The sequence below is a fragment of the Companilactobacillus farciminis KCTC 3681 = DSM 20184 genome, from assembly GCF_002706745.1.
Taxonomy (GTDB): domain Bacteria; phylum Bacillota; class Bacilli; order Lactobacillales; family Lactobacillaceae; genus Companilactobacillus; species Companilactobacillus farciminis.
In genome coordinates this window covers 1054101-1067261 of the sequence record NZ_CP017702.1, presented here as the reverse complement: position 1 = coordinate 1067261, position 13161 = coordinate 1054101, and the positions used below count along the sequence as shown (strand labels likewise).

The 13161-nt window shown below is 36.7% G+C and carries 11 protein-coding genes; 2 read left to right on the top strand and 9 right to left on the bottom strand.

The window, feature by feature from the left end; all coding sequences use genetic code 11:
* Window positions 1-94: 94 nt before the first annotated feature.
* The 4 genes from mltG to LF20184_RS05215 form a co-directional block, all read right to left on the bottom strand.
* On the bottom strand, window positions 95-1243 hold the full coding sequence (mltG, locus tag LF20184_RS05230) for an endolytic transglycosylase MltG (RefSeq protein WP_010019378.1): 1149 nt from the start codon (window positions 1241-1243) through the stop codon (window positions 95-97).
* A gap of 55 nt (window positions 1244-1298) precedes the next feature.
* Entirely contained in the window at window positions 1299-3704 is a 2406-nt protein-coding gene (gene pheT, locus LF20184_RS05225) for a phenylalanine--tRNA ligase subunit beta (RefSeq protein WP_010019377.1), read from the bottom strand.
* Window positions 3705-3708: 4 nt separating this feature from the next.
* Entirely contained in the window at window positions 3709-4755 is a 1047-nt protein-coding gene (pheS, locus tag LF20184_RS05220; RefSeq protein WP_010019376.1) for a phenylalanine--tRNA ligase subunit alpha, read from the bottom strand.
* Between the two features lie 300 nt (window positions 4756-5055).
* Window positions 5056-5817, bottom strand: a complete 762-nt coding sequence (locus LF20184_RS05215; RefSeq protein WP_010019373.1) for a TrmH family RNA methyltransferase — start codon at window positions 5815-5817, stop codon at window positions 5056-5058.
* A gap of 64 nt (window positions 5818-5881) precedes the next feature.
* On the opposite strand from LF20184_RS05215, the gene LF20184_RS05210 reads away from it, so the two are divergent.
* Both LF20184_RS05210 and yidC read left to right on the top strand, forming a co-directional pair.
* A complete protein-coding gene (locus tag LF20184_RS05210) occupies window positions 5882-6157 on the top strand; it encodes an acylphosphatase (RefSeq protein ID WP_010019372.1) in 276 nt (91 codons plus the stop codon).
* Window positions 6158-6216: 59 nt separating this feature from the next.
* Entirely contained in the window at window positions 6217-7215 is a 999-nt protein-coding gene (yidC, locus tag LF20184_RS05205; RefSeq protein WP_010019371.1) for a membrane protein insertase YidC, read from the top strand.
* Between the two features lie 78 nt (window positions 7216-7293).
* On the opposite strand, the gene LF20184_RS05200 is transcribed toward yidC, so the two are convergent.
* The 5 genes from LF20184_RS05200 to gndA form a co-directional block, all read right to left on the bottom strand.
* The gene (locus tag LF20184_RS05200) at window positions 7294-8547 is read right to left on the bottom strand and encodes an ISL3 family transposase (protein WP_099240459.1); all 1254 of its coding nucleotides are present in this window, start codon (window positions 8545-8547) and stop codon (window positions 7294-7296) included.
* A 170-nt stretch (window positions 8548-8717) separates the two neighbouring features.
* Window positions 8718-9614 carry a peptidoglycan recognition protein family protein gene (locus tag LF20184_RS05195; protein ID WP_010019370.1) on the bottom strand — a complete coding sequence of 299 codons (897 nt, stop codon included), beginning with the start codon at window positions 9612-9614 and terminating at the stop codon, window positions 8718-8720.
* 149 nt (window positions 9615-9763) lie between these two features.
* The gene (locus tag LF20184_RS05190; RefSeq protein ID WP_236906336.1) at window positions 9764-10822 is read right to left on the bottom strand and encodes a sensor histidine kinase; all 1059 of its coding nucleotides are present in this window, start codon (window positions 10820-10822) and stop codon (window positions 9764-9766) included.
* A gap of 29 nt (window positions 10823-10851) precedes the next feature.
* Window positions 10852-11538, bottom strand: a complete 687-nt coding sequence (locus LF20184_RS05185) for a response regulator transcription factor (protein WP_010019368.1) — start codon at window positions 11536-11538, stop codon at window positions 10852-10854.
* 198 nt (window positions 11539-11736) lie between these two features.
* Window positions 11737-13161 carry an NADP-dependent phosphogluconate dehydrogenase gene (gndA, locus tag LF20184_RS05180; protein WP_010019367.1) on the bottom strand — a complete coding sequence of 475 codons (1425 nt, stop codon included), beginning with the start codon at window positions 13159-13161 and terminating at the stop codon, window positions 11737-11739.

Sequence of the window (13161 nt, the reverse complement as noted above, 5' to 3'; positions counted from 1 at the left end):
TATATCTTCCTTTTTAAAATCATTATTTGTGATAATTTCAAAATGTCATCTAACCTGTAATGATTAGATGACATTTATTATCTGTAATTATACATTATTGATTAAGAGCTGCACTCTTTTTCTCATGTTCTGCTAATGTATGTGAATAATATACCTTACCAGTCTTCAAGTCTGCAACAAAGTATAAGTAATTTTCATCCCTATCACTAGGATTCAAAGTAGCTTCGATTGCTTGCACACTAGGTGTATTGAATGGCCCTGGTCCATAACCTGAATTCTTATACAAGTTATATGGAGAGTCGACTTTGACATCTTTATTAGTCAAATGAGTCTTGTGAGTATTCAAAGCATACATGACTGAGATATCTGATTGGATCGGCATATCAATAGCGATACGGTTAAAGAATACGCCGGAAATCTTCTTACGATCCTTTTCAGTAACACCTTCACGTTCGATCAATGATGCTAAAGTAAGAACTTGTTGAACCGTTAAGCCCTTTTCTTTGATAGTTTCAAAGTAAGGCTTCATGATCTCATTATCTTTTTCAACCATTTGGTTAACTAATTCTTTTAAAGTTTCACCTTTGTAAAGACCATAAGTAGCTGGGAACAAATAACCTTCAAGATGATATCTAACGTTCTTCTTAGCCATTGATGAATCTAACAATTGAGGATACTTCTTTTGAAGTTCTTTCAAATAAGATTCATCTTTCATCAATTTCAAGAAGTCTTTCTTCTTAAACTTAGTTGATTTTTGAATCTGATCACCAATCTGGTCTATTGTAACACCTTCACGGACTAGCACAGTATTCGAAGCTGTTCCAGTTGGTTCGGCACTACCACCCTTTTGCAATTGTTTGACCACGTGATTCATGTCCATTGATTGCTTGAAAGTGTAATATCCCGCTTGAAAATCAGTATAGTTTTGAGCTTTAACGTAGAAATTAAAGACTGTCGCACTCTTGATAACCTTATCTTTTTCAAGAGTCTTAGCAATTTGTTTACTAGAAGAACCTATTGGGATTTTAACAACAATATCTTCTTTACTATTTGCATTATATGGTTGTAATGAACTATTCACATAATTGAAGCCAATGATAGCAACGACGACTGCCAAAACCGCAATCACACCGACAATCCAATACGCAATATGATTGGCAACGGAACGTTCTTCGGCGCGAGTTTTGATTTTGTCATCCGACTCATGCTTCAATGCTTCTTTTTTTTCATCCTTTTGGCTCAAGACACAGCCTCCCGAGTTAATTTATTAGAATTATACCATTAGTTCGGTAATAATTTTATCTAATTTCCACATTAAATTTTTGAACTAGACTGTCCTTGACTAACGTAAAGGCTTTCTCTACTTCTTCATCAGTCAAAGTATCATTAGGATTCAAGAATACTAAATGATAACCGAGTGATTTGTGGTTGGCCTTGATATTCTTACCTTCGTAAACATCAAAGATATTAACATCTTTTAGATACTTGCCACCATTACTAAAGATATCAGAGATGATTTGACCATTTTCAACATCTTTTTCTACTAGAATAGCTAAGTCACGACTGATTGCTGGGTACTTAGGTGCACTAGTTGCTTTAACATTTCTAGTATTCAAATCAAATAGAGCATCGATATTCAATTCAAAAACAAATGTGTCATTGACATTGTGTGCTTTTTGATAATTTGGATGCAATTTACCAATAACACCGACCATTTGACCATTAGCTAAAATCTTAGCTGTTTGTCCAGGATGAAGATTGCCATAATCAGCTGTTGCAACAAATGAAAATTGAGCATCAGCATTTACATATGACAGCAACTCTTCCACGATTCCCTTAACATAATAGAAATCTACTGGTTTAGCATTGGTATTCCATGCATCCTCAATGACATTACCACTGATAGCACCAGAAATAAATGGTAATTCTTTTGGACGATCATTTCCAGTCTCTCGGTCAAATACTCGTGCTTGTTCAAATAATTGAAGATCATCATTTTTTCTAGCTTGGTTATAAGCAATATCTCTAACTAAGCCTGGAATCAAGCTGTTACGTAAGTATTCGTGGTCTTCAGTCATTGGGTGTAGCAATTTAGTATATTCCGAATTCAAAATATTGAAATCGTCGACTTCTTGTTTGTTCAACAATGAATAGTTGATAACTTCATCCAACCCACTTGCCAACAATGCGTCACGTAATTTATTGCTCAATTCACGTTTGGCACTGTAGCCACCGCGAGTTTCCATTCCGGCAGGCAAAGTATTTGGTAAGTTTTCATAACCATAAATTCGGTTTACTTCTTCAACTAAGTCAGCTTCAATTTCCATATCCCAACGACGTGTAGGAATTGTAACAGTTACCTCATCGCCTGACAACTCACTGGTAAAGCCCAGACGGTCGAAGATTTGGATGATTTCATCACTCGAAAGTTCTAGTCCCATCAAGTGGTTAATGTGCTTGATACTACCTTTGATAACGGTAGGTTCAGCTTTGGTATAGTTACCGATAATTTCCTTAGAAATTTCTTTAGCATCACTAATTTGGTCGATCAATTGAGTGACACGAACTAGAGCTTCACTAACGATTCCATTGTCAACGCCTTTTTCAAAACGGTTTGAGGCATCGTCGCGCAGGTCATGTCTTTGAGCAGCTTTTCTAACAAAGGGTCCATCAAAGACACCAGCTTCTACCAAGACGTTTGTAGTATTTTCATCAACAGCAGCATTAGTACCATTAACAATACCAGCTAAGCCAAGTACTTTTTCGCCAGATGCAATTACTAAGTCATTATGATTTAGAGACTTTTCAGTGTCGGCCAAAATTAGTTTGTCACCATCTTTAGCAAGTTTAACGGTTAGATTCTTTTGTGGCAACTTATCCAAATCATAAACTTGAACTGGTTGACCATATTCGATCATCACATAGTTTGCAGCATCGACAACACTGTTGACTGGTCTGATATTTTGATTCCAAAGTCTTCTTTGCATCCAAAGTGGACTCTTGGAAACCTTGATATCTTTTAATTCACGAAGCAAATAATCTGGAACTAAGTCTTTTTCTTCAACTGTTGCAGTCACATCAGTCAAATCTTTAACTTTATCTTGATTTAATTCTGGCTTAGTAAATTTAGGCTTTTCATCGTAAGTTGCACCGATTTCCCAAGCAGCACCACGCATACCTAAAGTATCGGCACGGTTAGGAGTAATATCGATATCGACCATTTCGTCTTTAAGACCTAATAGATCATAAACGTCTTGACCTGGTGTTTGTGGTTCGTCAAAGACGTAAATGCCATTTTCAAATTCTTTTGGCATGTATTGAGCAGGAACACCAACTTCATCAAGTCCACAGATCATACCATTGGATTCTTGTCCACGAAGTTTACCACGCTTGATACGTACGCCATTTGGCAAATGAGCACCATGCAAAGCTACGATTACGTATTGATCAGCAGCTACATTTGGAGCACCACAGACGATTTGAATTTCTTCTTCTTCACCAACATCAACTTGGCAAAGCTTCAAATGATCTGAGTCTGGATGTGGCTTGACACTAGTAATGTGTCCGACAACCAAATTAGTCAATTCTTCACCGAGTTTGACTGGACCAGATTCGATACCAGTTAGAGAAACCTTGTTAGCAATTTCTTCAACTGTGTGGTCGACTGGAATGTATTCTTTTAGCCAATTAACAGAAATTTTCATTATCTTAATTTACTCCTTTGAATTGTTCTAGGAATCTAACGTCGTTGAGATAGAAATCACGAATGTCGTTAACTCCGTATTTAAGCATGGCAAAACGTTCTGGTCCAAGACCAAAAGCCATACCACTGTATTCGTTAGGGTCAATGCCTGACATCTTCAAAACGTTCGGATGAGTTAGACCAGCACCTAATACTTCGATCCAGCCAGTATACTTACAAATACGGCAGCCTGTACCACCACAATTGAAACAAGAAACGTCAACTTCAACTGATGGTTCGGTGAATGGGAAGTAACTTGGACGGAAACGGATCTCACGATCAGGACCGAAGACGTGACGACATAATGCATCAAGTGTTCCCTTCAAGTCAGCCATACTGATGTTTTTATCAACAACTAAACCTTCGATTTGGTGGAATTGATGTGAGTGAGTAGCATCATCATCATCACGACGGTAAACAACACCTGGTGAGATCATCTTTAAAGGACCCTTAGTAAAGTCATGAGCTTCCATGTCACGACCTTCTTGGGCTGAAGTTTGAGTTCTCATCAACAATTCATCTGACAAATAGAAAGTATCTTGCATATCACGAGCCGGGTGATCCTTAGGGATATTCAATCTTTCAAAGTTATAGTGGTCTTCTTCAACTTCATAGCCACCGGCAACTTCATAGCCTAAACCAATGAAGAATTGTTCGATGTCTTCAATCGTTTGGTTCAAAATATGTTTAGTTCCTTGAACCTTTTTTGTAGCTGGCAAAGTAACATCGATTGTTTCTTCTTCAAGTTTTTTGGCAACTAGTTTTTGATTAAGTTCAGCCATCTTTTCTTCGATAGCAGCTTGGATATCTTTTTTAACATTATTAGCTAAAGTTCCGATTTCTGGACGTTGTTCAGCTGGAACGTCTTTCATACCACGCAAGGCTTTAGTGATTGGACCTTTTTTACCTAACAAGTTAACTCGTAAATCATTTAATTCTTGAAGCTTTTGCGCACGTTTAGCTTCATCGATACCATTTTCTCTTAAATTCTTTAACGTATCATTTAATGACATTTTTTTCCTCCTTGGTGATAAAACTGATTCTGGAATTTTTAAATGTATCCACATAAAAAAGTCCCCATCCCAAATAAGGGACGAGGACTCGCGGTACCACCCTAGTTCATGTTAAACATGCACTCAAGTAGTTATATAGTAACTAACTAAAAACTCAGAAAGTGAATTCGCTGTTTTATTTATCAAGCCTATCTCAGTTAACGGCTCTTCCTGTTATAAACGCCACAGTTACTATTTTTCGTCAAAGTTCAAATATTATTTATACAAATGATTATACAAAAATTAAAAAGTTTCGCAAGTTTATAATGTTTGCAAACCGTACATCAAAACACCGGCTGCAACCGCTACGTTAAGGGATTCAGCTTTTCCGAGAATTGGGATATAAATATTTTCATCGGTAGCATTCAAGACGTTTTGGCTGACACCGTGAGCTTCATTACCCATAATCAAAGCAAATTGGTCTTGTTTTTCTAATTGTGTGTATGGTTTAGCTTGAGCATTTACTTCTGATCCATAAATCGTTAAACCAGATTCCTTAGCTAAATTGATAGCCTTGTCGATATCCATGCGATAGATTGGCAAATGGAATTGACTACCTTGCATTGAACGTTGAACCTTTGGTTGATAAAAGTCAGCAGTATCCATACTTGTGATCACACCATCATATCCAGCTGCGTCGGCTGTTCTAACAATTGTTCCCACGTTACCAGGATCTTGGACATCATCCATCATGACCCATTTACCAGAAAATTCAGTCAAATCGTCACTGTTTTGGACTTTGATGACTGCAAAGATTCCTTGAGGAGTTTTTGTTTCTGATAAGTCTTTAGCTACGTCTTCAGAAATAGTTACAGCAATTTCATGATACTTTTTAACGAGACGGTCTTCTTGATACTTTTCGGTTACCAATAATTTAACAAAGTCTTGTTCATATTGGTCAGCTTCTCTAACTAAGTGGAAGCCTTCAATCATGTATGTACCAGTCTTACGAATGTTTTTAGTTGCAGACAACTTCTTCAGTTGTTTAATTTCGTCATTTTTCTTCGATTCGATATACTTCATATAATCCATCCCTCTTGTTCTATAATATAGATATTAACACATTCAAAGATTTGAGGTGATACGTGTGAAACATCTTTCCATTAATGTCGACGGACTCGTTCAAGGCGTAGGCTTTCGTTATTCAACTTTTCAAGTAGCTCAAGAGCTTGGCGTCAACGGAACCGTACAAAACGAAATCGACGGATCTGTTTCGATTGAAGCCGAAGCAGATCAAAAAATCCTATATATTTTTTTAAATCGAGTTAAATCTTCGCCTTCACCCTTTGGAAAAGTTACCAAAATGGACTATACTTTTTCTGACGACTTACAACATTACACAAAATTCACTGTGATTGGTTGAAACGTCAAATGAGTTAACGTATATTACTTTGTATACGATTAAAAGGGTGGTTTATTTAAGTGAATAAAAAATACGTCAAATATTTATCAGTACTGTCTTTAGTTTTAGTACTGACGCTAGTTTTGACGGGGTGTGCACAAGGTACAACTAACCTTCACGCTCCAACTAGTGGGCCATATGGTTTCATTTACAAATGGCTAGGGATTCCGTTCCAAAATTTGATCTTGAAGACCGCACAAGCAGTTGGTGGTACGAACGCTTATGCTTGGGGTATCATGATCATTTCTTTCGTAGTTCGTTTGATTTTGGTTCCTTTATCATTGAACCAACAATATAAATCAACGACTCAACAAGAAAAAATGCGTGCTATTCAACCACAATTGAAGTTGATTCAAGAAGCACAAAAGAAAGCCAAAGGTCCTGATGCACAACAAAAGATCAGTAGCTTGATGATGCAAGTTTATAAAGCTAACAACTTGAGTTTAACTGGTGGTATGGGTTGTTTGCCATTACTTCTACAAATGCCTATCTTGATTGGTATTTATCAGGCCGTGCAATATTCTAAAAATATTGGTGCTGCTACCTTCCTTTCAATTCCACTTGGAAAGCCAAGTTTGATCATTGCTATCGTTGCTACTGTGTTCTACTTGGTTCAAGGTTGGATGTCACTTCAAATCGTTCCACAAGAACAAAGAAAACAAATGCAAACTATGTTGTTGATGAGTCCAATGATGACTTTCTTCATTTCAATGATCTCAACAGCAGCGCTTGCTCTTTACTTCTTAGTCGGTGGTGTCGTTGTCGTTATTCAACAAATCATTACTAACTATGTGGTTACGCCTAAGATCAGAAAGAAGACTGATGAAGAATTAGCCAAGAACCCAGTCAAAGTTGTTGTAACTAAAGAAATGCTTGACGAAATGCTACAAGCAGATGGCACAGGTACAACAAGTAGTACTACTACAGCCAATACTTCTGAACAAAAAGCTGAAGCTAATGAAATTCATAAAAATATTCGTGAATTGAATAAAGGCAAACAAAATCGCAACAAGAGATAAAAAATAAGGCTCTTTGTCAAATCGTATTGATGAATGATTTTGAGCTCATTGAGCATCCTCACCGAGGATGCTCTTTTTCTATGCACAAATCAGTTTTATTCTCTTAATAAAGTGTTCAAGATTTCTAAAGCCATAGGAATTTCTTTTTAGTTTCTTTATCTTTCCAATGGTGCCCTCTAGAGGGCCATTGGAGTATGGCAATAAGCAACTATTTTTTACATAATTTTTATTTTTTCGTAACGTTGTAATGGCTGTATCCATTGCGGTCCCATTTCTTTTATATCCAGAAATAGTTTCCTGAAGTAAGTCTATGTCGTGATACCTTATCGATCTTTGAATACTCTGGTAAGTATCATAGGCCTTCTTGAAAATTGGTATTTCATCAGTAGCTATATCGATGGCATTTTGGATAGTCATGAATTCATTTATACCGACAATAAATTTTATATGGGTATCGTCTACATCTTCCTCTGGAAGATGGTATAGACGCCAATCAGATTTCATTGCTTTGTATATACGAGATTTTTTATCAGGCAATTTTTTTAAAGAATTGATACGTACTTGATCTAGGGCTCTACTACAAAGTTGAACTATATGAAACCTATCTACGACAATGCGAGCGTTTGGGAATATACGATGAACGACTAATTGATAATTGGCATTTAAATCGATTGATACAGTTTTTACAGCTTGTCGTTCTGATAAGCTGTAACTGTTTATAAAATGTTCGGTTATTGTTTTAGACAGCCTGTTATGTATCAATTCGACCAATCTATGTGTATCCGCATCGATAGCGATAAATGTAAAAATATTTTTTACGGATCGAAACTCATCAAAACAAAGATTCTCTGGCAAATGCACACATCTAGTAGGAATTTTGGTATTACTATATAGAATTCTACTTACAGTATTGGCTGAAATGCCAATGATTTTAGCTATTGATGACAGAGTGAATGATTCTTTAGCCATGGAAAAGATTCTATTCTTGATCTGTTTGGTCATAGTATGATTTTTAATCAGTAGATCACTGTGAGCACCGCAGGTGCTTCCACAGTTCCTACACAAAAATCGTTGCTTTTTTAGTACTAGGTGGTACTCGATACCACTAAAGCTAGCTAATCTTGCATTAGTAGTTCTTTTACCGTTTTTAACTAGTGTATTCATTCCACATTGAGGACATCTATGTAGAGAATAGGAAAGTTCAGCATTCACTATTTTAATGTGTTTTATAACGCCACGTTTTTTTATCTTGGCATCCTTTACTGAAACATTTTTTATATTATTGTCTTTTATGTCTAGTGCACATAGTATAGAATTGTCTTGGGATATCATTGTTCACTCCTGTTTGATTTGGTTTGGTCGCTTAAATCTTAACACGAGAACAGTGATGTTCTTTTTTTATTTCAAAGAGTATAAAAAAACTGGTATTGATTGTTCATCAATACCAGAAAGTTTAGAACCAAAAATAAGTAAAACTCTTTAAATGAGTTTTACTTATTTTTTTATTCTAGATAACTTGTGCTAACCCATTCGTTTGTAGCAACACGACGATAGGTTGTTCCATTGACATCTTTAGTTTGATCAGTATACCAAGCGGTATGATTTGCTAACGCCCGATTTCTGATTTTGGTCATCTGATTGTTGTTAAAAGCAACTAGTGGAACGTAACTGCCATTTTTGTTGTTAACTTTGATTGTTGAATTTGGATTGATAGCTTCTTGGGTAGCGGCATTAATTCCATAAGCACTGCCAGTCGTCTTCAAATTGTTGTAATAATACCCAATCATATCGTAAAGCAAATTCATACTGTAACCCCAGTTACTAAAATATCCCGTTGGATCACTGTGATTCGTTTCATGATATGTCAGACTGACTTGATTGTGTGAAACAATAGTCTCCCAAGGCTTGTCGGGTATATTGTATTGCAATAACTTACTAGCTGTGTAATAAGCATCATTAGCAATCGAACGAGCAAATGAATCGTAATCATGAGTTCGACACAATTCTACTTGGATAAATTTACCATTTGCAGTAGGACCGGCACCCCAAACGCCATAGTCCGTATTATGAATATTGATAATTTCATTATTATCGACAAAGGCATGTACATAAGCTTCAATTCTAGGCCAATTATCATTAAAGAAATGCACTTCATCTTCAGCTGTTGCATTATTGTCAGCTGTCTCGTGAATTACGACCCCTTCTGGTTTGCCGACGCCATTTTCATAAGGGAACCATTCACTAAAAGTTCCCTCTCGATTTTGAATCGCAGCTGGTTTGATCTGGTTGCTAATAATATAGTCGTTGACTGTTTGTGCAAAAGCATCTTGAGTTGTCCCCATCAATAGAAAAGCCAAAAAGCTCACTGCTAAAACAGCTATCCCTAATTTTTTCTTCATTTTTCTATCCCCTTATAAGCTTTAAATTACTAGTAAAAGTGTTTCATTACAAGCACTGTAACAATAATTTAATATAGAGAATATTTTTGGTATTACGGAAAAAAAGACAGTATTAAATCAGCTCCAAAAAGCTGTTCTAATACTGTCTTTTATTTTTCAGTTTCATTTTCTTTTTCGGTCTGTTCTTCTTCAGGTTTAACTTGCACTAATGGCAATTCAATCTTAAAAACAGTTCCAGAACCAACGACACTTTCAACCTCTAAGCTACCATGATAGATTTCTATCAGACGTTTAGCGATAGAAAGCCCTAAACCGTTTCCTCCACGTTTTCTAGAGCGAGCCTTGTCAACTCTATAAAAACGATTGAAAATGCGTTTCAGGTCGTTTTTTGCGATTCCTAGCCCATAATCTTGGACTACTACCTCTAACAAAGCAGAGTTAGTTGAGGCAGCAAAATTAATTTCTTTGCGGTCAGCTGAATATTTGAAAGCATTATCCAGCAAAATTACCAATACTTGCTCCAAGTGATTACGATAGATCTTAACTTCACTACCCTCACGGATATCGTCATCAAAATTGATCACAAAATCTGGATGCAGCATTTTGAAGTCGTTTGCTACTTGAGTAAACAAAGGCTTAACTTTGGTCGTCTGCTCCAAATATGCACTGTCGATCTGTTCAACACGTGTAAGATCTAGCATCTCTTGAATCAAAGATTGCATACGTTTTAATTCTTGCAAAGAAGAATTGATTGAATCGTTCAATACTTCAGGGTCATCTTTACCCCAGCGTTGCAACATGCTCAAATGGCCTTCCAACACAGCAACGGGCGTTCTTAGTTCGTGTGAAACATCTTCCACGAATTCCTTTTGCTGATTAGTATAAGCCTGCATGCGGTCAAGCATCTTGTTGATATTAACAGTCAAATCATAAATTTCATCATTTCTCTTACGCAATTTAATACGAGAATCTGAATCTGGTTTCTTATTCAAATCATCGATTGTTTGATTGATTTTTTTCAAATCGTTCAAAACTAACGTAACAGCATAAAATGACAAAACGATTCCCAAAAGAAAGACTACTACTCCACCAATGAATAGTTTGAGAGTAAAATTATTGATTTCATTGACTGAATCAACAGTTTGAACAGTTCTCATCGCTAAGACACTGACAAAAATGTATGCTAACAAAATTACAATGGAAATCAATGCAGTCCATTTAAATCTAATCGAAATTCTCATCGACGCATCACGTACCCTTTACCACGGACAGTAGAGATGTAACTAGGTGCACCGAGGCGATCGATTTTATTACGAAGGTATTTGATATAAACATCCACAACGTTAGTTTCAGTTGATGAACCTGTTCCCCAAACACGTTCTAGTAAGTCATCACGACTCAAGACCGTGCCGACGTTTTCCATCAAAGCACTCAACAAATCGTATTCACGGCGAGTCAAATCGATTACTTCACCATTACGCTTCAATGTTTGAGTCGTCTTATCAATTACCAAATTCTTATATTTAAGCACTTGATCATTATTTCTCGTTACATCGATATCTAAATCAATTCGTCGTAACAATGCTCGAATGCGAGCTAGTAATTCTTCAATTGCAAATGGCTTAACGATATAATCATCAGCCCCGTGGTCTAATCCAGATACACGGTCAATTATCGAATCACGTGCTGTCATCATAATAATTGGTGTGTTCTTTTCTTGACGAATACGACGGCAAACTTCGATACCATTCAATTCAGGAAGCATCAAATCTAGAAGAATCAAATCCCAATCTTCAGATAAAGCTGCGTCCAGTCCGGTTCTACCATCACGTTCAACAGTCACTTCGTAATTCTCATGTTGAAGTTCGAGTTGAACGAATTTTGCCATATTCTCTTCGTCTTCAATAACAAGTATTTTAGCCATACGTATCTCCTATACATAAAATATTAAATTATCTTTAATTATAGCTTAATCATTAATTAAAATGTGTCACGCTTTTGGCAATGCATTAATGATTTTAACATATAGCAAAAATTAAAAGAAGACAAGCTTTTATTTTATTTTTTTTAAAACATAAAAAAAGAGGCGATTTCTCGCCCCGATTTTAATATCAACTTATAATTATTGCTCTTCGTACCAAGTATAGTGGAATGTACCTGGTTTGTCGTTTCTCTCATAAGTATGAGCACCGAAGTAATCTCTTTGAGCTTGTGTCAAGTTAGCTGGCAATGTTTCTGAACGATATTGATCGTAGTATGAAATAGCAGCCATGAAGCCTGAAACAGGAACTCCTGCTTGAACAGCGAAGCTAACAACATCACGAACATCTGATTGATATTCTTTAACGATACCCTTGAAGTAATCGTCTAATAGCAAGTTATCTAGTTTTGGTTCTTCATCGTAAGCATCAGTGATCTTTTGTAGGAATTGAGCACGAATGATACATCCAGCACGCCAGATTTGTGCAATCTTACCGTAGTTAAGATCCCAATCGTAGTGATCTGAAGCAGCCTTCATTTGAGCGAATCCTTGAGCATAACTGATAATCTTACTGAAGTACAAAGCCTTGCGGATCTTGGCTACTAAGTCGTCAACATCTTTAACAACTGGTTTTGTTTCAGGAGCAGGTAGGACTTTGCTTGCTTTAACACGTTCGTCTTTGTATGCAGAAACGTAACGTGAGTAAACTGACTCAGTGATCAATGATTGTGGAACACCTAATTCAAGAGCACTTTGTGAACTCCACTTACCAGTACCCTTGTTACCAGCTTTATCCATGATCTTATTAACGATATAGTCGTCTGTTCCTTCGTCATCTTTTCTAGTCAAGATTTGTGAAGTAATGTCGATCAAGTAACTTGAAAGTTCACCCTTATTCCAGTCTTGGAATACTTCAGCAATCTTTTCAACATCATTGTTGAATAAGTGCTTCAATAAGTTGTAACTTTCAGCGATAAGTTCCATGTCACCGTATTCGATACCATTGTGAACCATCTTTACATAGTGACCAGCACCATTTGGTCCAATATATGTAACACAAGGTGCGCCATCTTCATCAGCTTTAGCAGAAATTTGTTCCAAAATAGGAGCAACTAAGTCATAAGCTTCCTTTTGACCACCTGGCATCAATGAAGGACCATGCAAGGCACCAAGTTCACCACCGGAAACACCCATACCGATGAAGTTGATTCCAGATTTATCCAAACGTTCATTACGTTCCATAGTATCTTCGAAGAATGTGTTACCACCATCGATCAAGACATCACCCTTGTCCAACAAAGGCAATAGTTGTTTGATGACAGCATCAGTACCAGCACCAGCTTTAACCATCATCATAATACGACGTGGTTTTTCTAGTGAGTCAACGAAATCCTCAATTGTATAACTTGGTACCAATTTCTTTTCTGGATGTTCTTCAACAACCGCCTTAGTCTTTGAACCTGTACGATTGTAGATTGCTACTTCATATCCACGACTTTCAATGTTTAGGGCAAGATTCTTACCCATAACAGCCATACCGATAACACCAATTTGTGGTTTTGCCAT

Bases quoted from the DNA above. Each gene is read 5' to 3' on its own strand.
- LF20184_RS05200 (WP_099240459.1), bottom strand. From the start codon at position 8,547: ATGATATCCCAAGACAATTCTATACTATGTGCACTAGACATAAAAGAC.
- pheT (WP_010019377.1), bottom strand. From the start codon at position 3,704: ATGAAAATTTCTGTTAATTGGCTAAAAGAATACATTCCAGTCGACCAC.
- LF20184_RS05185 (WP_010019368.1), bottom strand. From the start codon at position 11,538: ATGGCTAAAATACTTGTTATTGAAGACGAAGAGAATATGGCAAAATTC.
- LF20184_RS05195 (WP_010019370.1), bottom strand. From the start codon at position 9,614: ATGAAGAAAAAATTAGGGATAGCTGTTTTAGCAGTGAGCTTTTTGGCT.
- LF20184_RS05215 (WP_010019373.1), bottom strand. From the start codon at position 5,817: ATGAAGTATATCGAATCGAAGAAAAATGACGAAATTAAACAACTGAAG.
- gndA (WP_010019367.1), bottom strand. From the start codon at position 13,161: ATGGCAAAACCACAAATTGGTGTTATCGGTATGGCTGTTATGGGTAAG.
- pheS (WP_010019376.1), bottom strand. From the start codon at position 4,755: ATGTCATTAAATGATACGTTAAAGAATTTAAGAGAAAATGGTATCGAT.